The organism is Plantactinospora mayteni (assembly GCF_016862935.1).
Classification (GTDB): Bacteria; Actinomycetota; Actinomycetes; order Mycobacteriales; family Micromonosporaceae; genus Plantactinospora; species Plantactinospora mayteni.
Genome location: NZ_BONX01000050.1, coordinates 32,021 through 55,090, shown reverse-complemented (window position 1 = coordinate 55,090; position 23,070 = coordinate 32,021). Strand labels below are relative to the sequence as shown.

8 protein-coding genes are annotated in these 23,070 nt (G+C 67.8%); 7 read left to right on the top strand and 1 reads right to left on the bottom strand.

Going from position 1 to position 23,070, the window contains the following annotated elements; genetic code table 11:
• The first annotated feature begins 7 nt into the window (after positions 1-7).
• Genes Pma05_RS33225 through Pma05_RS33215 form a run of 3 tightly spaced genes read left to right on the top strand, consistent with a single transcriptional unit; the run spans position 8 to position 6,434 of the window.
• Entirely contained in the window at positions 8-1,630 is a 1,623-nt protein-coding gene (locus tag Pma05_RS33225) for a sigma-70 family RNA polymerase sigma factor (protein ID WP_203861468.1), read from the top strand.
• On the top strand, positions 1,627-4,686 hold the full coding sequence (locus tag Pma05_RS33220; RefSeq protein WP_203861467.1) for a helicase-related protein: 3,060 nt from the start codon (positions 1,627-1,629) through the stop codon (positions 4,684-4,686). Before Pma05_RS33225 ends, Pma05_RS33220 begins: the two co-directional genes overlap by 4 nt.
• Positions 4,687-4,697: 11 nt before the next feature.
• Positions 4,698-6,434 (top strand): DUF8724 domain-containing protein, encoded by a 1,737-nt coding sequence (locus Pma05_RS33215; protein ID WP_203861466.1) that lies wholly within the window; start codon positions 4,698-4,700, stop codon positions 6,432-6,434.
• Here the strand turns inward: Pma05_RS33215 and Pma05_RS33210 are convergent.
• Positions 6,370-6,849 carry a very short patch repair endonuclease gene (locus Pma05_RS33210; RefSeq protein ID WP_203861465.1) on the bottom strand — a complete coding sequence of 160 codons (480 nt, stop codon included), beginning with the start codon at positions 6,847-6,849 and terminating at the stop codon, positions 6,370-6,372. The two genes, Pma05_RS33215 and Pma05_RS33210, sit on opposite strands and share 65 nt — an antisense overlap.
• Before the next feature lie 162 nt (positions 6,850-7,011).
• Between Pma05_RS33210 and Pma05_RS33205 the strand changes: the two genes are divergently transcribed.
• From Pma05_RS33205 to Pma05_RS33190, 4 genes are read left to right on the top strand one after another with little or no spacing between them, the layout of a single operon-like run.
• Positions 7,012-9,858 carry a helicase-related protein gene (locus Pma05_RS33205; RefSeq protein WP_203861526.1) on the top strand — a complete coding sequence of 949 codons (2,847 nt, stop codon included), beginning with the start codon at positions 7,012-7,014 and terminating at the stop codon, positions 9,856-9,858.
• Positions 9,855-14,558 (top strand): Eco57I restriction-modification methylase domain-containing protein, encoded by a 4,704-nt coding sequence (locus tag Pma05_RS33200; RefSeq protein WP_203861525.1) that lies wholly within the window; start codon positions 9,855-9,857, stop codon positions 14,556-14,558. The genes Pma05_RS33205 and Pma05_RS33200 overlap by 4 nt, the downstream gene beginning before the upstream one ends.
• Positions 14,555-20,881 (top strand): DEAD/DEAH box helicase, encoded by a 6,327-nt coding sequence (locus Pma05_RS33195; RefSeq protein WP_203861464.1) that lies wholly within the window; start codon positions 14,555-14,557, stop codon positions 20,879-20,881. Before Pma05_RS33200 ends, Pma05_RS33195 begins: the two co-directional genes overlap by 4 nt.
• On the top strand, positions 20,881-23,016 hold the full coding sequence (locus Pma05_RS33190; protein WP_203861463.1) for a UvrD-helicase domain-containing protein: 2,136 nt from the start codon (positions 20,881-20,883) through the stop codon (positions 23,014-23,016). Before Pma05_RS33195 ends, Pma05_RS33190 begins: the two co-directional genes overlap by 1 nt.
• The last annotated feature ends 54 nt before the right edge of the window (positions 23,017-23,070 follow it).

The following is a 23,070-nucleotide window of genomic DNA, read 5'->3' as shown; positions in this document are numbered from 1 at the left end:
GGGACCAATGACCGCAGCCACAAGGTCTTCGGTACTACCAGCCGCAAGCGTTTCTGCAGCTCTGGTCAACGAATTGCGGACGATTCTCGATCGCCACGAGCAGGGCCGGGCACAGTCCTTGGTGGCAGACTTCGTTCTCCGTCACCAGCTTACCCACAACGACGTTGACGCCCTGCTGGTGATGCTGACTCGCCAGCGAGCCCCGAACCGCCCGGTGGTTCCGCCCAAACGTTCCGCAAGTCAGACACATGCCCTGCTCGAGACGGACAATTCAGCCAGTTCATCGGTAGCCGAAGGTCGCGTAGCGGAGAGCAATCCACTCGAAGCCTCGACCGCTGGCGGGATGGACACCGGTGGAACTCGGGACGAGGAGACCACGGACGACGGCCTCGACTGGATGTTCGGCGAGGCCCCCGAGCAGCCCGTCTCATTGGCGTCAGACGAAGCTGTGGAGAAGTCGTTCGAGGATCTGCTCGGTGACTGGACCCGTACGGGCGGGAGGCTGACGCGCGCCGAGGTCGCCCTTCTCGTCACGCGGCGGGGCCTTTCCGCCATGCAGCATGGTGAGCTGCTGAGCCTGCTGGAGGAAGCTGGCGTAGACCTGCCCCCATCCGTTGACACGCGTCCGTCGCGGTCTGCCGTCAAGGGCTATGAGCTGCACGGGGACACGGTCCGCCAGTACTTGCGGGAGATCAGCCGATACCCGCTGATCAGCGCCGGTCGTGAGGTGGAACTCTGGTCGCTGATGAGGGAGGGCGATGCGGCAAGGCGCGCTCTCGACGCTGGGTGGGGCGAACTCTCACGCAAGGACCGACGGTCGTTGCGTGACCGCGTCGAGGAGGGTCGCAAGGCGCACGCCGCGTTGGTCTGTGCGAATCTACGGCTCGTCGTGTCGATCGCCAAAGCCGGGCGTTACAACCAGACCGGCGTCGAGTTCGCCGACCGCATCCAGGACGGCAACATGGGCCTAATGCACGCTGCCCATCTCTTCGACGGGTCCAAGGGCTACAAGTTCTCCACCTACGCAACCTGGTGGATCAGGCAGCACATCGAACGGGGCATCGCCGATCGCGGCCGGACGATCCGCATACCGGTCCATGTGCACGAGCAGGTTCAGAAGATTCGGAAAACGGCCCGGAAACTCACCGACCGTTTCGACCGAGAACCGACGCTCGAGGAACTGGCCGACGCCACCAGCATGGAAGCCGGCAAGGTACAGGCGATGCTGGAACTCGGCCAACCGGTGCGCAGCATCGACATCCTTCTCGGTGAGGAGGGTGACCTTCGCCTCTCGGACGTTCTGGTCCATGACGAGGAGCGCGATGGGCGTACCGACCCGGCGTCGATCGTCGAACACGCGATGCTGCACGACGACATCGATCACGTTCTTCGCGAGGTGCTCCCGGACCGAGCTGCCGACGTGATCCGACGCAGATTCGGTCTCGGTACCGGTGAGCAGGAGACTCTGGACGACATCGGTGCGGACTACGGCATCACCCGCGAACGGATCCGCCAGATCCAGGGGAAAGCCATGAGCAAGCTTCAATTGTCACCCGAGACGTTGGCGCTGCGCGTGTACTTGATCAACGAGCCGGGGAGCGGCGGTACAGCGGAAGGGAAGACTCGATGAGCGGCAAAGCGGTCCAGTCGCTGGAGGAGGCGTGCGAGGCCTTCGTCACCTGGCTCGATGGGCGGGTGGTCGCAGCAGGTCGAGGCGACGGCCTGGATCGACTGGAAGTGGATCCCTCGGGGACCTTTTGGCTGGGGCGGCTCGCCTGCGAGGACGAGGTGCGGAAGGGCACCAGCGACGACCGCGCGGAGCGGCTCGACCCGTGCGCAATCGGCATCCGGTTCCGTCCGGCCCAGGCCCCGCCGTGGTCGATGACGGTGACGGTGCGGGCCCGCGCCTGGGTCAAGGACCCCAAGGATGGTCCGGACCCGGACCGGCGCTGGTGGCGTACCGGTCTCGTCGAGGAAAAGATCTCCGTCGTGGTCGGCGCCGATGGTGGAATCTTCGGCGCGAAGCAGCTACGAGATGCCCTCGCCGCGGTCGGTGCGCCGGGCCTGACCGCTGAGGTTCGGGTCGACGTGGAGGATTGGCACCGGGACACCGAGCTTGTCGTACAGCTGGTAAACACCAGCCCGGAGAAGTCGCGCGGCGGTGTGACCGACTCGCACCTCTACGAAACGCAGCTGGAGGTCTCGGGGCTCGCCACCACCCCGTTTCAGTTGGAGGCCCTGCCGGACAGCTTCCGCTACGACCGCGACGTTCCGGCGTATGGCATCAACGTCGGTGTCGAGGTGCCAGCACCCGGGGTGTTCCGCAGCTCCGACACCATCACGGTGCAGACCGTCCGCCCCGGATATTGGAACAGCAGCCGGCCGGAGCCGACGCTGTCGTTCGAGCGGCTCGCCGCCGACCCGATGCCGGAACTCGCCGCGCTGGTCAAGGCGCTCGAAGAGTACGACCACACCCACTGGTCGGAGCCGGCGTTGGCGGCCAGGGAGGTGGCCGAGGGCTGGACATCGGGGATGCGTGCCGAGGCGGACAAGGCGGCAGCCGAGGTGTTCGCCGAACTCGGCCGGCTGCGGACCGGGCTGGAGCTTCTGCAGACCAATGGGGAGATCCGCCTGTCGTTCCAGCTGATGAACCGGGCGATCGGGCTGAGCGCGAAGGGACGCGGCTATGACGCCTGGCGACCGTTCCAGGTTGGCTTCTTGCTGTCCGCCATCCGCTTCCTCGCCGACCCCGCCGATGATGCGAAGATCGTCGACACCGTCTGGTTCGCCACCGGTGGCGGCAAGACGGAAACCTACCTGGGGCTGTTGTTGACGACGGCCTTCTTCGATCGGCTGACAGGCAAGCGTACCGGCGTGACGGCCTGGTCCCGGTTTCCCCTCCGGCTGCTGAGCTTGCAGCAGACGCAGCGTTTCGCCGATGCGCTCGCCGGCGCTGAGCTGGTCCGTCAGGAGGCGAACGTCAAGGGTGCTCCGTTCAGCCTCGGTTTCCTGGTCGGCAAGGCTGGTACGCCCAACAAGATCGTGCCCAAGCCGGAAGAGAACGAGATCGACCCGGACAGCCCGGGCATGCCTGACAAGTACCGGGTGCTGCTGCATTGCCCGTTCTGCCGCGACGAGAACCTGCGGATGAAGTTCGACCGGCAGCGGTGGAAGCTGGAGCATCACTGCGCCAACAAGCAATGCCCCTGGAAGCGGGGTGCGTTGCCGGTGTACATCGTCGACCAGGAGATCTTCCGCTTCCTCCCGACCGTCGTAGTGGGGACGCTGGACAAGGCCGCGTCGATCGGCCTGCAGCAAGCGATGCGCGGTCTCGTCGGGCCGCCGCAGAAGCTGTGCTCGGTCGAGTGGCACGGTTTCACCTACGCGACCAGGTCGAAGACGCCCAACGGCTGCCTGGTGCCCGACTGCCAGGGCACCCTCAACCCTCTGCCGATGCCGGCGGAGCGGTTCGCGCCGTCGCTGCGGTTGCAGGACGAGTTGCATCTGCTCCGCGACAGTCTGGGTGCCGTCGACTCGCACTACGAAAGCCTGCTCGACTACCTGCAGAACGAGCTGACCGGTAGCCACGCCAAGATCGTCGCCAGCAGCGCGACCCTCACCGGCTACTCCCACCAGGTCAAGGTCCTCTACCAGCGCGAAGGCCGGGTCTTCCCACAGCAAGGCCCCCGCTCCGGCGAGTCCTTCTGGACGGTGCGGAAGGCAGAGAAGCTGCGGCGCTTTGTCGCGGTCGCGCCGCGCGGGGTGACGCTGGAGCACGTCAGCGACCGGACCCTGGATGCCTTGCAGCGCTGCGTCCGCAGGCTGATCGACGAGCCGTCGGCCGTCTGCACGGAAGCCGGCATCGATCCGAAACATGTCGACGAGCTGCTCAGCCTCTACGGCACGAACGTGGTGTACGGCTCCACCCTGTACGACGTCGAGGCCGCCGGTCGAAGCCTCGGCAGCAACAACACCGTCGACGGCATCAACGTCGAGCAGCTCACCGGGCAGACCGACTTCGACGAGGTTCGCGACATCCTGGAACGGCTGGAGAAGCCCGAGGCGAAGTTCGAGGATCGCATCCACGTGATCGCGGCCAGCTCGATGTTGTCGCACGGGGTGGACATCGACCGGCTCAACACGATGGTCATGCTGGGTCTGCCGTTGACCACGGCCGAGTTCATCCAGACCACCGCCCGCGTCGGCCGCCGGCACCCGGGACTGGTGTACGTACTACACAAGATCGGCCGGGAACGCGACGCCCAGACTTTCCGGCACTTCGACAAATACGTGAGCCAGGGCGACCGGTTCGTCGACGCCATCCCGATCACGCGCCGCAGCCGGCGGGTGCTGGCCCTCACGCTGCCCGGGATGGTCGCGGCCCGCACTCTGATGGTGCACGAACCGGCCAGCAAGCAGCGATTGAGCACACCGGCGAAGCTGCGCCAGTATGTCCGCGACGCGAAACTGACGCCCGATGACGAGGCGTCGGCCGTGGCTGAGATTCTCGGCCTCGTCGGGCCGGAGGACACCCTGCACCGGCAGCAGATCGTCGAGTGGGTCCGTGACTGGTTCGCCGACCTTGAGGACCCGGCCACCAAGGCCCAGTTCATCAGTCAGATCGGCCACCCCTCCCCCATGAGAAGCCTCCGCGACGTCGAGGCCCAAGCTCCCATTCATGACTGAAGGCGGACGAGATGACGAAGCTGGGTTCTCGCAGCGGCAGCCAGATCCTGCGTACCTTCCTGCCGGAGCAGACGGTCGACCTGCGTGGTGACATCTACCGGGTCGACGAGTGGTCGGCCCCGAGCCCGATCGAGATCGACTCCGACGTGGTGCGGTGGAGTCTGTTGACCGAGATCGGTGCGTGGACCGCCAACGACAAGGATGGCGGGATGGCCGGCGATCTGCTGCGCAAGGTGCCGGTGGAGGTCGTCGAGCTCGACGACCGCCGTGGCGTGACGGTGGAGCGATACCCCCGAGTCTGGCTGTGCCGGGTCTGCAAGCGTATCGGCAAGTCCGAGGATGCCCGCTGCAAGTGTGGCAAGCGGGCCTGGGGTCAGCTCCATTTCGTCGGCGTGCACGAGTGCGGTGCGATCACCGAGCCGTGGATTCGGCGCTGCCCGCAGCACGACGACGTGCGGGTGGTCGTGCCGAAGAGCGCCAAGGCCGCGGATATCAGCTTCATTTGCCCGATCTGTGACACGCCGACCATGCAGGGGCTGGGTTTCAACAAGAAGTGCGTGTGCGGTGACGGTGCCGTGCGGTGGAACGTGCACAAGGCCCGCATGGTCTACGTGCCGCGCGGCATGGTGCTGATCAACCCACCGCGGCCCGAGCACCGGGAGAACCTGAAACTCGCTGGGGGCCCGCGTAAGGCGCTGATCTGGGTGGTCGAGGGGTTGGCAGCGGCCAAGCCCGCCGACGTGACGGCGAAGCAGACCCGCGAGGAACTGGTCGCCCAACTGGTCGCCAGCAAGATGCCGGTGGAGATCGCGGAGCAGATGGCGACGGTCGCCGAACAGGCCGGCCAATTGGCCAAGGCCGGCGATCATCCGGCCGACCGGCTCCCTGCGGCTCGACGGGAGGTGGCCGAACGGGAGGCCGTCGACATCGCGATGGCGTTGGCGGAGAGTCGGACACCGACGACGGCGTTGCGCCTGCCGGATCCCGACGACCCGCTCGAGAAACGCTACCGGGAGAAGTACCCGCCGGCCCTGCGGCGGGCCGGCATCGACGGGCTCGACTTGGTCGACAGGTTCCCGATCCTCAACGCCATGTACGGCTACACGCGGGGCGAGGACGATCCGTCGAAGTGCCGGCTGGTGCCGTTCCGGCGCAAGCGGGGCGGCTACCGGCTCTACGGCAACCTCGCCGAGACCGAAGCGTTCCTGATCCGGCTCGACCCGATCCGCGTCGCGACGTGGCTGGCCGGTCGCGGTCACCGGCTGCCGGGATGGACGCCGGAGTGCACCGACCCGGTCGTAGCGCGAGTCGCCATCCTGGAGTCGGCCCCGGTTCCCGGCAAACGCGACGACCCACAGGTGGAGTCGGTCGGCGCCGACGTGCTCAAGCTGATTCACACCTACGCCCACCGGCTCATCCGGCAGTCCGCCGTCTTCTCCGGCATCGAACGCGACGCGCTCAGCGAGTATCTCGTGCCTCATCATCTCGGTTTTTTCCTGTACGCCGCCGCCCGCGGTGACTTCGTGCTCGGTGGCATGCAGGCGGTGTTCGAGTCGAACCTCGACGACCTGTTGACCGCGTTCGTCGACGCGGAGCACCGTTGTCCCTTGGATCCGGGTTGCGGGATCGGAAGTGGGGCTTGTGCGGCCTGCGTGCACCTGGGTGAGCCGTCGTGTCGATTCTTCAATCGGTTCCTGGACCGTGGCGTGTTGTTCGGGCGAAACGGCTACCTCCGGATCTCGACATGATCCGCTGTCGCCAAATCGACTCCACGCGTTCCGCAGCGTCGGTCACCGTCTCGTGTTCCCACACATGGACGGCGATCCACCCCAGTTCGGCCAGCGCGGCGTCCTTGGCCCGGTCCCGGACGACGTTGCGATCGAGCTTGGCGTCCCACCAGTCGCGGTTGTTGCGGGGCGTCGTGCCGTGCTCAGGACAGCGGTGCCAGAAACAGCCATCCACGAACACCGCCACTTTCGCCCTGGTCAGCGCGATGTCCGGACGTCCGGGTAGCCCTGGATGGTTGATCCGATACCGTACCCCGCGCCGATGCAACTCGCGGCGCAACGCCAACTCCGGTTTGGTCGAGGCGCGGGCCTGCCGACTCAGGCGAGCCGAGGTTGCGGTGTTCAGGGGTGTTGGCGGGGTGGACTTTCGGCCCATCTCTCCAACCTATCTGGGGAGATCCGTGAGGCGGTCCAGAGGTTAGGCTGCCCGGACAGAACAACCGACTTATTGCTTGGTGTTCTTTTTGTCGAAATATTGGAGATCAGGTCTGTGACGACATCCAAGCCTGACGTCCGCCGTTGGCTCGCCCCCGGTGCAATGGTGGTGATCCGCGACGAGGAGTGGCTGGTCCGAGCGACCGAGGACACCACCGATGGTGTCGCGGTGCATGTGCAAGGTCTCGGCGAGCTGGTACGTGACACGACGGCGACGTTCTACGACACCCTCGACGACGTCACTCCACTGGACCCGGCTGAGGCCCGGGTCGTCGCGGACGCCAGTCCCCGATACCGCACCGCCCGACTCTGGCTGGAGTCCACCCTGCGCAAGACCGCCGTTCCGCTCGCCGATCAGTCGCTGTCGGTGGCCACTCGCGGCCTCGCCGATGCGCTCGGCTATCAGCAGGTGGCGGTCCGCAAGGCCCTGGATCCACAGAACTTACGACCGCGCATTCTCCTCGCCGATGCGGTCGGCCTCGGCAAGACCCTGGAAATCGGCATGATCCTGTCCGAGCTGGTCCGCCGCGGGCGAGGTGACCGCATCCTCGTGGTGACCCCACGCCACGTACTGGAGCAGATGCAGCAGGAGCTGTGGACGCGGTTCGCCCTGCCGTTCGTACGCCTGGACACCGCCGGTATCCAGCGAGTCCGGCAAAAACTGCCTGCCACCCGCAACCCGTTCACCTACTACCGCCGGGCGATCATCTCGATCGACACCCTGAAATCGGATCGCTACGTGGCCAGCCTGCGCAAACAGCGCTGGGACGCGGTTGTCATCGACGAGTCGCACAACCTGTCGAACGCCGAGACGCTCAACAACCGCCTCGCGCGGCTGCTGGCCCGCACCACGGAAGCGCTGATCCTGGCCTCCGCCACCCCGCACAACGGCAAGGCCGACTCCTTCGCCGAGTTGATCCGTATGCTCGACCCGGTCGCCGTCCCGCCGAGCGGTGAACTGGACCGGGACGAGATCCGGCGGCTCGTCGTGCGACGCCACCGGCACAGCCCGGAGGTCGCGAGCGCCGTCGGCGCCGACTGGGCCGAACGACGCGAACCGAACAACATCCTGATACCGGCCACCCCAGAAGAAAACGCGGTCGCCAGCGAACTGGAGCACACCTGGCTGTGGCCGGGCACCGGCGGGAGTCCGTACTCGGGCGCACGCGGGACGTTCTTCCCCTGGACCTTGGCGAAGGCGTTCCTGTCGTCACCGGCGGCGTTGCAGGAGACGATCGACGGACGCATCGAACGGGTCGCCAAGGACACCAAGGTGCCCTTCGATCGGGCCGAGGCAGAGCTGAGGGCACTGCGCCACCTCGCCATCCTCAACGAGCGCACCATGCGTACGCAGGCGGCCAAATACACCCGGCTGGTGGCGTACCTGAAGGAGATCGGCGTCGGGGCGGGCTCCGCCACCCGGGCAGTCATCTTCGCCGAGCGCCTTGAAACGCTGTACTGGCTGCACCGCAGCCTGCCGGGCGACCTCGGCCTGCCGGCCGACGCGGTCGAGCTGATGCACGGCGGCCTCACCGACCCCGAGCAGCAGGAACTCGTCGAGCGCTTCAAGCAGGAGCAGTCGGCGGTACGCGTGCTGGTCACCGGTGACGTGGCCTCCGAGGGTGTCAACCTGCACGCCCAGTGCCACGAGCTGATCCATTACGACATCCCGTGGAGCCTGATCCGCATCGAACAACGCAACGGCCGCATCGACCGCTACGGCCAGAAACACCCGCCGCAGATCACCGCCCTGCTGCTCGACCCGGCCAGCGAACGATTCGCCGGCGACGTCCGGGTGCTGGCCAAGCTGATCGAGAAAGAGGACGAGGCCCATGCCGCCCTCGGCGACGTGGCATCGCTGATGGGCCGCTACGACGTCAAGGGCGAAGAGGAGGAGATCCGGGCGGTGCTCGCCGGCGTCAAACAGCTCGACGACGTCCTGCGGCCGGTCACCGAGGTCGCCGCCGGTAACGACGTCGCCGCGATCTTCGCACAACTCTTCGACACGCCAGGGCAGGTCGACGAGCCGGCTGCGGCCCCGGAGGTCGTACCGGAGGCCGGAGCCGGCCTGTACGACGACGAAGTCTCCTACCTCGAGGAGGCGCTGCGGGAAGCCTTCATCGATCCGACGGCGACACCGGCTCGCGGCGGAGTCGGGTGGCGCCGGGACGAGGCGTTCGGCACCGTCGAGCTGACCCCGCCGCCCGATCTGGTGCAACGGCTGGAGGTACTGCCGCAGAGCTATCTCGCTGACCGCAAGGTGACCGAGCGTCTGGTGCTCGCCACCACCGCCGCCCGGGGCAAGGACAGGTTGGCCGCCGCGCTGCGCGACGACAAGGGTACGAGTTGGCCAGACGCACACTACCTGAGCCCGCTGCACCCGGTGCTCGACTGGGCCGCCGACCGAGCGTTGGCGGCGCTCGGCCGCAACGAGGTGTTCGCGGTCTGCGGCGAGGTGGAGTCGTCGACGGTGCTGCTGCTCGGCACCTTGACCAACAAGCGCGGACAAGTGGTCTCCACCGCATGGCTGACCGCTCAGTTCCCCATTCCCGACGACCCGTCGTTCGCGCTGGTGACCCCGCACGACTCCATCCGCGACGCGCTGCAGGCGCTCGGCTGGACCACGCCCCGGGCCAACCCGGGTGCCCTCGCCACGACCGATCACCTTCAGCCCTTGATCCGGCCAGCGGTCCATGAGGCTGCCGCCTACCTGGAGAAGACCGTCTTCGAGGCGGCGAGACGGGACGCCCAGCAACGCGTCGACGCCTGGCGCCGCAAGCTCGACGCATGGGACGGAGAGACGGCGGTCCTGATCCGGCGCAGCGACGCCGCAGCAAGTCGGGAACGCATCGCCGAGGAACGGAAACTGACCGAGTCGATGGCACCGGCCCGGCAACTGGTGCGCCCGCTACTGGTGGTCGTGCCCGACACCGAGGGGGAACTCCAGTGAGCAGGTCGGACGCGATCCTCGTCGGCGAAGGCTGGATCTCCGAGCACTACTTCACCACCGACGCCACCAAGGAGTCGTTCCGGGCGAAGATCCTGGAACGCCGCGCCGGATGGGATGCCGAGGAGGACGCCGGACGGTCGACACCGCGATCCCGATTCCTGGCGGCCCGCCGGAAGTTGGAAATCGACCTGGCCACCCTCTCCGAACTGTTCGACCCGGCGTCGGCCACCGAGCAGGCCGGAAGCCGAACCGCACACGAGGTGCCGGGACAGGTGCTCCGCGTGGTACGCGATGTCCTCGGTCTCGACGCGCCGGGCCTGATCGTCTCCGAATCCGGGCCGCTCAGCCGGGTTTCCTCAGTCGGCGCATCGGGCCCGGCACCGCTGGTCGTGCTCGCCGCCCTTCCGGTGGCCGCGATCGAGGAACTACTCGCCCGGGACGCGGTCACGCTCGGGGAGGCGGTTCAGCTCACCGAAGATGGCGAGGAGATCAAGAGCGCGGCCCGACTGCTCTCCGCGCTCTTCGTCGCCGACGACGCACCCGAGCTGGCGCTGGTGCTGGCCGGCCGGTGGGCGCTGCTCGCCGAACGTGAACGCTGGGCCGAGGGCCGCTACCTCGCCGTCGATCTGCAATCGGTCTGCGAACGCAACGACACCAGGAAGGGCGGAGAGATCGACCGGGCGCTGGCCTGCCTCTGCGCCGAGTCGATCGCCCCGGACGCGGACGGCAAGCTGTGGTGGCACGGCGTGCTGGAGGCGTCGGTCAAGCACACCGTCGGCGTCTCCCAGGACTTACGCGACGGCGTACGTCTCTCCATCGAGATCGTCGCCAACGAGGTCGTCACCCGCCGCCGCGCCCAAGGGTTGCCGCCGCTGCCGAAATCCGAGGCGCAACCACTGGCCCGGCAGTCGCTGCGCTTCCTCTACCGGATCCTGTTCCTGCTCTACGCCGAGGCGTCGCCGGAGCTGGGCGTCCTCCCGGTCGGCGCACCCGAGTACGACCAGGGATACAGCCTCGACCGGCTGCGTGAGCTGGTGCAGGTCGAGCTGGCCACACCCCGGGCCCGCGCCGGCACCCACCTCTACGAGTCGCTCGGCGTACTGTTCCGCCTGGTCGACAAGGGCCACACCCCGGCCGTCGCCGAGGAGAGCGACACGTCCGCCGCCGGGCTGATCTTCAACCCGCTGCGCGCCGACCTGTTCCGACCCGAGGCCACCGCCCACATCGACGAGGTGGGCCTGGGCAACGTCGCCGTCCAGCAGGTGCTGGCGCACCTGCTGCTCAGCAAGGAACAACGCGGTAGGGATCGGGGCTTCATCTCGTACGCCGAACTGGGCATCAACCAGCTCGGCGCGGTCTACGAGGGCCTGATGTCCTACACCGGTTTCTTCGCCGACACCGACCTGTACGAGGTGGCGAAGAACGGGGACGGGTCGAAGGGCTCCTGGGTGGTGCCGGTCGATCGAGCCGACGGCATCGCCGCCACCGACTTCGTGACGACCATCGACCCGGCAACCGGCGAGCGGCGGCCGGTGCTGCATCGCCAGGGAACGTTCGTGTTCCGCCTGGCCGGCCGGGAACGCCAGCAGTCGGCTTCCTACTACACCCCCGAGGTGCTGACCCGCTTCACCGTCGGACAAGCCCTGGAGGAGCGGCTCACCGACGACACACCGGCCGAGCAGATCCTCACGATGACGATCTGCGAGCCGGCACTCGGCTCGGGAGCATTCGCCATCGAAGCGGTCCGGCAACTCGCCGACGAATACCTCAAGCGCCGCCAAAAGGAGCTTGAACAGCGCATCGACCCGGACGAGTACCCGAAACGTTTGCAGGAGGTCAAGGCATATCTGGCCCTGCACAACGTCTACGGCGTCGACCTCAACGAAACCGCGATCGAACTCGCCGAGATCTCCCTCTGGCTGGACACCATGGTCGAGGGCCTTTCCGCACCGTGGTTCGGCCTGCACCTACGCCGCGGCAACTCACTGATCGGCGCCCGCCGCGCCGTCTACCGCCGCAGCCAGGTCACCGACAAATCGTGGCTGGGCGAGGTGCCGCAGGAAGTGCCCCTGACCCGGCTGGTAGAGGACATCGAAGCCGGGCGGACCGCCACCGACGGCATCCACCACTTCCTGCTACCCGCCGACGGCTGGGGTTCGGCCGCCGACGCGAAAGAGGCCGCCGCCCTGGCACCCGAGGCAGGGAAGCGCCTCAAGGACTGGCGACGCACCGTGAAGGCCAAGCCAACCAAGCAGCAGGTCGACGCCCTGGTCGAGCTGGCTCATAGGGTCGAGACGCTGTGGCAGATCGCCCACCGCCGCCTGACCATCGCCGAGCGAGAGATCCGCCGCGCCATCCCCGTGTGGGGCGCGAAGGACATCCCCGTCGGCGGCGCTGTGCAACGGGAGCAAATCGAGCAGGCACTCGCCGATCCCAATGGCGCCTACCGGCGGCTGCGCCGAGCCATGGATGCCTGGACCGCGCTCTGGTTCTGGCCGCTCACGGCCGAACTCACCACAGTCGACGGGGTGCGCGTCCAGCCGCCCTCTCTCTCCGATTGGATCGCCGGGCTCCAGGCGCTTCTCGGTCGCGCCCACGACCTTCGCCCGGAGAAGACGAAAGTCAAGGCATCGACCGCGCAACTCAGTTCCACGACCGACTGGGAAGAGCTGAACCAGGCGGAGCAGATCGACCTGGGTTTCGCACACGCAGGGCTTGTCTCAGACGTGCTACGCAACCACCCGTGGATGACTGTCTGCGAGCGAGTGGCCGCGCGGCAGGGCTTCTTCCACTGGAACCTGGACTTCGTCACGGTCTTCGCCCGAGGCGGCTTCGACCTGCAAGTCGGTAACCCGCCGTGGGTACGGCCCCGCTCCGACGTTGACGCTCTGCTCGCCGAGGGTGACCCGTGGTGGCAGCTCGCCCTCAAGCCGACTCAGGCTCAGGTCGCCGCCAAACGAGCCACCACCCTCGCTCTGCCAGGCATGACGGAATTCGTCATTGACGGCACGACGGACGTGTTGTCGACAGCCGCGTTCGTGGGCGCTCCCGCGCAGTACCCGCACCTCGTGGGGCTGCAACCCGATCTCTACCGCTGCTTCATTGAGGTGATGTGGCGGCATGGGTCTGCGCGCGGCAAAATCGGGATGATCCACCTGAACTCGCACTTCGTGGATGAGGGTGCTGGTCCACTCCGTTCCGAGCTATACCTACGGCTCCGCCGGAACTGGCATTTCATTAACGAGTTGAGCCTCTTCGAAATCGGACACCAGAAGCATTTTGGCGTATCCGTCCACGGCAGCCAGCAGTCCGCGCCCAGATTTCTGCACGCTAGTTGGCTGTACCACCCTGAAACTGTGGTGCGATCCTTGGCCCACGACGGTTCCGGGTTGGAACCCGGCCTCAAGGACGATGACGGAAACTTTGACGTGCGCCCACACGTTTCGCGAATCACACTTGTCACCGATGAGACGCTACGCGCCTGGCACGCCACGATGGAGACCGCCGAGTTGCCGTTCCGGCAGACCCGGATGGTCTACGCCGTCAACCGGTCCAGCGCGGCCGTGCTGGAAAAGCTCTCCCGGGCATCGCGTATCGGAGATCTTGGACTGCGGTTCTCCGCTGGCTGGCACGAAAAGAACGACCGAACGAAGGGCTATTTCGAGTCGGAGTGGGCGGTGCCAGCTTCTTGGGACGACGTAATCCTACAAGGGCCGCACCTCTTCGTCGCCACCCCGCTCTACAAGAACCCGAACCCGACCATACGAAACAAGCAGGACTGGTCTGCGACCGACTTCGAGCAGTTGCCGGCCGATGCCATACCGGCCACCGCATATCAGCCCATCGGCGACCGTTACGACTACGACTGCGCGTACACCGACTGGGGCGACGAGGACCACCCCAACCCCGCCCGCGATCATTACCGCATCGCCTGGCGCGATATGGCGGCAAATCAGGGTGAGCGCACATTCATTCCGGCGCTTATCCCGCCGGGTCCGGCACACGTTCATACCGTTAGGTCAGCGGCTCTCCCTTCGGCGCCGCAACGCTTGGCTCAGGTGCTTGGATTCTTCACATCGCTGAGTCACGACTTCTCCGTGCGTGTTGCCCCGAAGTCGACCATCTCGCCGGGAACCGCGAATCGCCTCGCCTTCACAGATTCACCTCTAAGTCCTGATCTCACTATTCGTACACTTCGCCTTAATTGCGCCACCACTGCATACGCTGATTTCTGGCAGTTGTGTTACCTGGACGAGTTCGTCAGGGACACCTGGGCTGGCGGGCTTGAGCACCGACGACGGGTGCCGCTCGGAGACGTCGGGCCGGAGTGGACGCCGGAGACGCCGTTGCGGATCGCGGCCGATCGACGGCAGGCTTTGATCGAGATCGATGCACTGGTCGCGTTGATGCTCGGGTTGACCGCCGACGAGCTCTGTTCGATCTACCGCACCCAGTTCGCCGTGCTACGCGGCTACGACCGCAACGTCTACTACTACGACGTCAACGGGCGGCTGGTGCCGAACTCGGTGCTCAGCGTGTGGCGGAAGAAGGGCGATCGGATCACTGCGGATGAGCGGACCGCGACGAACCAGGCCGGCTACACCTACACCTACGAGCTGCCGTTCGTCACCCTGGACCGGGAGGCGGACATGCGGCAGGCGCACGCGGTCTTCGAGCAGCGGTTACGGGAGCGGCAGTGACCGAGCTGCTCCCCACCTTCCAGGCGGCCCGGATCCAGCATGCCTTGGTCGACTACCTGACGACGACGTTCGGGCTGACCGACGGGGACGCGCGGGACGGACTGGACCGGTTCCTCTCCGACCCCGACAGCGGCATGTTCAAGGGCCCGTACGTGCGGCTGCGGTTGCCGTTCCGACCGGCCGACGAGGGATGGCGGTCCAGCCTGGAGTGGTACGAGGGGTTCCCGCCCTACGGACATCAGGCGGCGGCGTTCGCCCGGTTGGCGTCAGCGGTGGACGGTCAGCCGCGTCGGCCGTTGCCGACGCTGGTCACCACGGGCACCGGTTCCGGTAAGACCGAGGCGTTCCTGCATCCGATCCTCGACCATGTGCTGCGGGCCCGGCGTGCCGGGGTGACCGGCACCAAGGCGCTGATCCTGTATCCGATGAACGCGCTCGCCAACGACCAGGCGGCGCGGCTGACCAAGCTGCTCAGCACTGAGCCGGCGCTAGCCGGGGTGACGGCGGCGCTCTACACCGGGCAGGTGACCGCCACCCGAATGGCGGTCACCCCCGATGGGCTCATCAACGATCGTGCGGTCATCCGGGAGACCGCTCCGGACTTGCTGCTCACCAACTACAAGATGCTCGACCAGTTGCTGTTGCGCGCCGAGGATCAGGAGCTGTGGCGGCAGTCCGCGACCAGTCTGCGTTACCTGGTGCTGGACGAGTTCCATACCTACGACGGTGCGCAGGGCACCGACGTGGCGATGCTGCTACGCCGGCTCGGCCTGGCTTTACAGAGTCACTGGCGCGACGACGACCCGTTGATCGACGAGGCGGCCCGTAGCCGTCCGCTGGGTCTGATGACGCCGGTCGCCACGTCCGCGACGCTCGGCGACAAGGGCGACCCGTCGGTGATGCGTGGGTTCGCCGCCACCGTCTTCGGGGAACGGTTCGACTCGACGTCGGTGGTCACCGAGACCCGGCTCAGCCTGGCGGAGTGGACCGACAGTGCGACCGAGACGGTGGGGGCAGCTGGGTTCGCCCCGGTCGCCGTGGGCGAGCTACGCGCCGCCGGGCTCCGGCGACTGCCGGAGGTGAGCACGGACGCCTCCGGCGAGGAGGCCGCGTACGCCGTACTCGGTCTGCTCTATGGGGTGACCGCCGACAAGCTGGCTGGTGCGACACCGGCGCTGTTGTCGGCGTTGTGCCGTGCGCATCCGCTCGTGGTCGAGCTGGCCCGCACGGCCGGTCAGGCCGTCGCCCTCAGCGACCTGGCCCTGCGGGTGTTCGGTCCGCAAGACGAGCCGGAGCCCGCCGAGGCGCTGTTGTCGCAGGTGTTGGCGATGCTGGGGCACGTACGCAAGGTCGTCGGCCGGGATGCTCTCTCGGTCGAGGCGCACCTGTGGGTGCGGGAGCTGACCCGCATCGACCGGTCCGCGGCGGCGGCGGCCCGGTTCCGGTGGAGCGACGACGGTCCGCCGGTCGCTGCAGACGAGGCCGAGGAGGCCCGGCCGTCCTTCCCCGCGATCTACTGTCGGCATTGCGGGCGATCCGGCTGGGGTATCGGTCTCGCACCGGTGGGCGACAGCCTCGCCTCAGACGACGAGGGCATTCGCCGGCAGCACGCCGCTCGGGAGGGACGGTTCCGGCCCCTGCTGTACGCGCCTGCCGAGGCGATCGTCCGGTGCGACGGCGAGGAGCCGCCAGACGGACTGGTGTGGTTCGCGATCCGCAGCCGGGAGCTGCTGCACCGGGTCGCCGAGGACGACCCTGATCTTCGCGACGGCTGGATCCTGCCGGTGCTCACCAACGTGGGTGCCGCCGCCGACGAACTCAGCCGCAAGGACACCTGCCCGTCGTGTGGGCAGGAGGACGGCATCCGGTTCCTCGGCAGTGCCATCGCCACGCTGTTGTCGGTGTCGCTGTCGACCCTGTTCGGGGCGCCGAAGCTGGCGCCCGAGGAGAAGAAGGCCCTGGTCTTCACCGACTCGGTGCAGGACGCGGCGCACCGGGCCGGGTTCGTGCAGGCTCGGTCGCACATCTTGACGCTCCGTTCGGTGCTGCGCGAAGCGGTCGTGGACGGAGCACTGACTCTCGACCGGCTGGTCGAGGAGGTCCTGGCGCAGGCCGGCGACGATCCGATCCGACGGTACCGACTGCTGGCCCCGGAGTGCGCCGACCGGGAATCCTTCACACCGTTCTGGCAGGAGCCCCGGCAACGGGCGGTCAAGCCGTCGGTGCAGTCGCGGGTGCGTAAACGGTTGGCCCTCGACGCGGCTCTCGAGTTCGGCTTGAACTCGCGTACCGGCCGCACCCTAGAACTGACCGGATCCGTCACCGTCGAGGTCGAGGCCGGGCTGCCGGCGCGCGTCGCCGGCCTGGCCCGGGCCGCGCTGAGCGGCACCTCGTGGCAGGAACGTCTGGGCGAGGCGAGCGTCGGCGACGCCGCGCTGGTGCAGTGGGTACGCGGTGTCCTGGACCGGATGCGGGTCCAGGGCGCGATTGACCATCCATGGTTCGAGCGCTATCGGGCGGAGGACGGCCGCCGCTGGTCGATCTGGGGTGGCCGGCCCCGGAGCGACGGCATGCCGGCATTCCCCCGCGACCGCCCCGCCCCCGCCTACCCGAAGGTCGGCGGCCCCGCAGATTTCGGCGGTCTCGACCCGGTGACCTCGCCCCAGTCCTGGTACGCCCGCTGGACCTCGCGGGTGCTCGACGTCTCCCCGCTCGATGGCGGTCGACTCGCCCGGGTGTTGTTCGACCGGCTCGCCCGCGACGGTGTGCTCACCACGACGACCAGCCAGTCCGGCGCGACCGTCTACGCCCTGCCCGTCTCCGGAGTGGTGGTGGCCCCCACGCAGGAGAGCGACCTCGCCGCCGGACGGCACCTGCTGGTCTGCGACACCTGTCGAGCCGGTACCCCGGGCAGCCTCGTCACCGTCGACCAGTTGACGGACGCGCCCTGCCTGAACGTGCGTTGTCGCGGACGGCTGCGCCAACAACCGATGTCGCCGCGCAACTTCTACCGAAGTCTGTACGCGTCGCCGGACATGCGCCGGGTCGTCGCCCGGGAACACACCAGCCTGCTCGACGACGCGACCCGGCTGGCGTACGAGGATGGTTTCCGGGACGCGGCGACCAGCCCTCAGTCGCCGAACGTCTTGGTCGCCACGCCCACCCTGGAGATGGGCATCGACATCGGCGATCTGTCGGCGGTCATCCTCGCCTCGCTGCCCCGTACCGTCGCCTCCTACCTGCAGCGGGTCGGGCGGGCGGGCCGGCTCACCGGCAACGCTTTCGATCTGGCCTTCGTCACCGGCCGTGGGGAGCACTTGCCGAAGATCGGCGACCCGTTGTCGGTGATCGACGGCGAGGTGCGACCGCCGGCCACCTACCTAACCGCCGAGGAGATCCTGCGCCGGCAGTACACGGCGTACCTGATCGACGCGTTCGCGCGGGAACCCGGGCGGCGTCGTCCGCGCAAGGCCAGCGGAGCGATCGGTTCGTACGCGCCAGGAACCTTCCTCGGCGACCTGGTGTCGCACGCCGAGCAGTCGTGGGAAACGGATCTGGACCGGTTCGCGGCAATGTTCGACGCGCTTCCCGTCGAGGTGGTGGACCGGCTTCGCGACTGGCTGAAACCGGTCGCCGGTCCGCGCAGCAGCGGCTTCGCCCACCGCGTTCGCGACGCCAGTGACCGCTGGCGGCAGACCGTGACGCTGCTCGAAGAGCGGCAAGCGGCGATCACCGAGCTGCTACCCGAGCTGGAGGCCCGGGTGCAGTCGCAGGCGGCGACCGACGACGACAAGCAGGCACTGCGGTCGGCACAGGCGACCCGGCAGTTGACCAGAGGGCAGCTCGCTCATCTGCGGAGCAGCTACTGGATCGGTGTCCTGGAGGAATACGGACTGCTGCCCAACTACACCCTCCTCGACGACAGCGTCACCCTGGACGTCGGCCTGTCCTGGATCGACCCGGACGACGGCAAGTACCGCTACGACAGCGCCCAGTTCCAGCGAGGTTCGGCACAGGCCCTGCGTGAGTTCGCCCCCGGGGCCACCTTCTACGCTCGCGGCTGGGAAATCGAGATCGACGCGGTGGATCTGGGCCTGGACGGCGCGTCGATCCGTGCCTGGGTGTTCTGCCCAGCCTGTGGTCACGCGTGCGACATCGCCGCGACCGGCCGCGAAGCTGTTCCCGTCGTCTGTCCGCGCTGTGGCAGCCGGGGCATTCACGACACCGGCCAGCGCCTCGACGTCGTCGAACTCACCCGGGTGTCGGCCGAGGTTCGCCGGGACGAGGTCGCCATCTCCGACCGGCACGACGAACGCGGTCGCGTCGCGTTCCAGATCGTGACCGCTGCGGATGTCTCCCCCGAGCACATGGATGACCGGAGATTCGTCGAAGGAACCGGGCTGGGCTGGGTCCACCTGCGGTCGGTCGACATCCGATGGCTCAATCTCGGGCCGACCGGTCACGGCACGGCCCGAACCATCGCCGGAGCCGAGCGGCAGGGAACCTTGTTCCGCGTCTGCTTTGGCTGTGGAAAGCGCGACACCGAGAGCGGACGCAACCGCGCCCACGAACACCGTCCATGGTGTCCCTACCGGACCGCGCCGAACGAGGTGACCAGCACCGTCGCGTTGTCCCGAACCCTGCGTACCCAAGGGTTGTTGATCCGGCTGCCGCACACGGTCAGCCTCGGCGACGACTTCGCGGTGCCGAGCCTGTCCGCGGCGCTGCTGCTCGGACTGCGGGAACAGATGGGCGGTCACCCCGACCACATCCGGGTCGAGCAGGTCGTCGACCCGACGCTGTCCGACGGCAGCGACAACCACGATGCGATCCTGCTGCACGACACCGTTCCCGGTGGCACCGGTTACCTGGCGGGTGTCGCCGAGCCGGACCACCTGCGCGAGTTGCTGGTCCTTGCCTGGGACCGGGTGCGGGACTGCCCCTGCCGCCACGAGGAGCGCCTCGCCTGCCATCGCTGCCTGCTACCGTTCACCGCACCGGGAGTGACCCGGCGAGTTTCGCGGGCATCGGCCGAGCGTCACCTCCGTACCCTGCTCGGGTTGCCTGCCGACGTTCAGACGGCCGAGGACACGACCTGGACGGTGACCAAGCTGGCTCCACGCGAAGAACCCGAGTCACATCTGGAACGCTCCTTCCACCGGGTGTTCCTCGGTCGGCTACGCCGCATCGGCGCCGCCGTCACCGAGACCCCGTCGCCGGTCGGCAACACAGCCCGGTTCACCCTGCCCGGCACGCACCGCCAATGGACCCTCAGCCCGCAGGTCAACGTCGCGGACTCCCGGCCGGACTACCTGTTGAAGACCGGCGACATGAACGTGCCCGACATCGCGATCTTTACGGACGGGCGGGCCTACCACGCGACCGCCGCGGTCAACCGCCTCGCCGACGACGCCGTCAAGCGGGCCCATCTGCGCGAGCTGGGCATCCTGGTCATCACACTGACCAGCGCCGACGTCGCCGCCGCCGAGACCGCCACGAACGTCGCACCGCCATGGTGGAATCCGACCCTGGCCGGCAGCCTGGTGAACGTCCCCGGCTTCCAGGCCCCGCCGGAAACCTACAAGGCCCTGGGACACGGCATGGTCGACTGGCTCGTCGGCTGGGTTCGCGATCCCAACCCGGCTGCGGTTCAGGCCACCGCCCGAGCCGTGCCCATGTTCCTGTCGGCCGGCGCCCAGCCGATCCAGACCTCCACCACGGTCGCCCTTCCCCAGATTGGTCGAGCAGCGCTGCTCGGGGAGGACCTACCCGCTGGTGAACGCCGGGTCCACCTGCGCCGCTTCGGATCCCTCGCGGCGGTCATCGAGATGATGGGCGGCGGTGTCGAAGTCGCTGTGGTGCTCGACGATCGCAGCGAGATGCTCGGCGACAACCACGCCGACTCCTGGCGGGCCTGGCTGCGGCTCGCCAACGCGCTCGGCCTGCGCGACTGGCCGACGACTGTGACGACGACCAGTCTGGTCGAGCCGGTGACCGCGCAGCCGGACCAGGCCGGACCAGGCCGACCGGTCGGAGCCTGGGCCGACGCCTACGACGCGGCGTTGACCGAGAACGAGAAGGAACTGATCAGCGCGCTCGCCGGCGAGAACGTCGCACCGCCCACCATCGGCGCGGAAGGGCCCGATGGCATTCCGCTCGACGTCTGCTGGCCCGCTCTCCGGGTGGCTGTCGCCTTCGCCCACATGTCGCAACAGGACCGAAGCGACCTGGCCCAGCACGGATGGCACCTGGTGGAACCCGACCCTGCCAAGGTCGTCACCGCCCTGACCCACGCCGCCACCGAGACGGACGAAGGAGACTGATGCCGACCATCATCATGGGAAAACTCGCCAGCAAGATCGATGGGTCGGTCCGCGGCAAGGCGATGAGCTTCCTGCAGAAACTCGGGGCCGACGACACCGCCCCCGGCCTGCACATCGAACCCATCCAGCACAGCGCCGACCCGCGGGTTCGTACCGGACGGGTCGACGAGTTCTGGCGGGCCGTCATGTTCCGCCTCGACGGGGACGGCGACACCCACTACGTCATTCACGGCATCTGGCCACACGATGACGCCATCACCACAGCGCAACGCGTACGCCTGAAGGTCAATCCGATCAACGGTCTGCCCCAGGTGGAGGAGATCGAACCGGCGTTCGTCGCCATGACGCCGCCCCCCGCAACCACCGACCCGGAGTCGGCGAAGCCGCTGTTCGCTCGCCTCGGCCACGAACACGCCGACCTCGTCGACAAGCTCGGACTTCCCGAGGACGTCGCCACTCAGGCAGCGGCAGCCGCAGACGAGGACGCCATCCTCACGCTCGCCGAACGTCACGACGGTTGGATCGGCACCATCCTGGTCGACTTGGCAGCCGGCGACGACATCGACGCGATCGTCCAGCGGATGCAGCTGGAGAAGACCTCCTCGTCCGACGACGACGCCGACGTGCTGCAGTCCCTCAAACGACCGGCGGCTGCGCTGCAATTCGCGTTCATCGACGGCCAGGAAGAACTCCGCCGCGTCATCGAAGGCGGAGACTTCGGCGCCTGGCGCATCTTCCTGCACCCCGAGCAGCGTCGGTACATCGACCGGCCGTACAACGGGCCGTTCCGGCTCGCTGGCGGCGCCGGCACCGGCAAGACCGTCGTCCTCGTCCACCGGGCGCGTGCCCTCGCCCAACGCGACCCAGCGGCCCGAATCGTCCTCACCACCTTCACCACCAACCTCGCCGACGCACTCGGCGACAGCCTCACCCAGCTCGACCCACGGGTACCCCAGACCAAGACGCTCGGACAGCCGGGCGTGTACGTGATCGGCGTGGACGCGCTCGCCGCAGCCGTGTTGCGGACCGCGGGAAACGGTCTCGCGCCGGCCATGCGCGACGTCCTCGGCGAGGAGCGCGCGGCGCCGCTGTCGCGTACTGCACCGAACCTGTGGCGTGAGGTCGTCGAATCGACCGGTACGTCGCTCCCGCCAGAGATCGCCAACGAGACGTTCCTGGCCACCGAGTACGCGCATGTCGTCCTTCCCAACAAGGTGCACGACGAGACCGGCTATCTGAGGGTGCGGCGGCCGGGAAGAGGTGTCGCCCTGGACCGCGCCAGACGCCGTGCCGTCTGGGCATTGATCGATTCCTACCGGGCACGATGCCGGATTGACGGCAGCCTCGACTTCACCGAAGCCGCTGCGGTCGCCGCGTCACACCTGGCCGCAGGCGAGGACCGCCCTGCCGATCATGTGCTGGTTGACGAAGGGCAGGACCTCTCTCCCACGCACTGGCTCCTGCTCCGGGCCGCCGTCGAGGAACGTCCTGACGACCTGTTCATCGCCGAGGACTCGCACCAGCGCATCTACGGCAGCCGCGTTGTTCTCGGGCGCTACGGCATAGCCATCGTGGGCCGGTCCCAGAGGTTGACGCTCAACTACCGCACCACGGCACAGAACCTGCGCTACGCCATGTCGGTCTTGGACAATGGCCAGTACGTCGACCTGCAGGACGAACCGGAAAGCACCGGCTACCGATCCGCCCGAAGCGGTCCAGCGCCCACCGAAGTGATCGTTGACTCGCTCTCGGACGAACTCCAAGCCATCGTCCACCACGTTCGCTCGTGGCTAGGAGCCGGAGACGCTCACGAGACGGTGGCGGTCCTGGTGCACGACCGGTTCCACCGCGACCGGGTGGTCACTGCTCTCACCGAGCAAGGAGTGGACGCACGGGCCGTCGACCGCGATCGTCCCTCGCCCGGCCGGGTGCCGGTCCTGACGATGCATCGAGCGAAGGGCACCGAGTTTTCCAAAGTCGTACTGGCGGCGGGCAAACCATCGCCAGCCGAACTCGAGCGCCTCGCCATGCTCGACCCCGCCGAGCGCGCAGACGCAGAGCTTAGGGGCCGGTCGCTGAGATACGTCGCGGCGACCCGGGCACGCGACCAGCTTGTGGTGGTGCAGCGCAACTGATGGCCTCGCTTCGACCCCGGCGTCTGATGGCGATGCCCGCCTCACCGCAGGTCC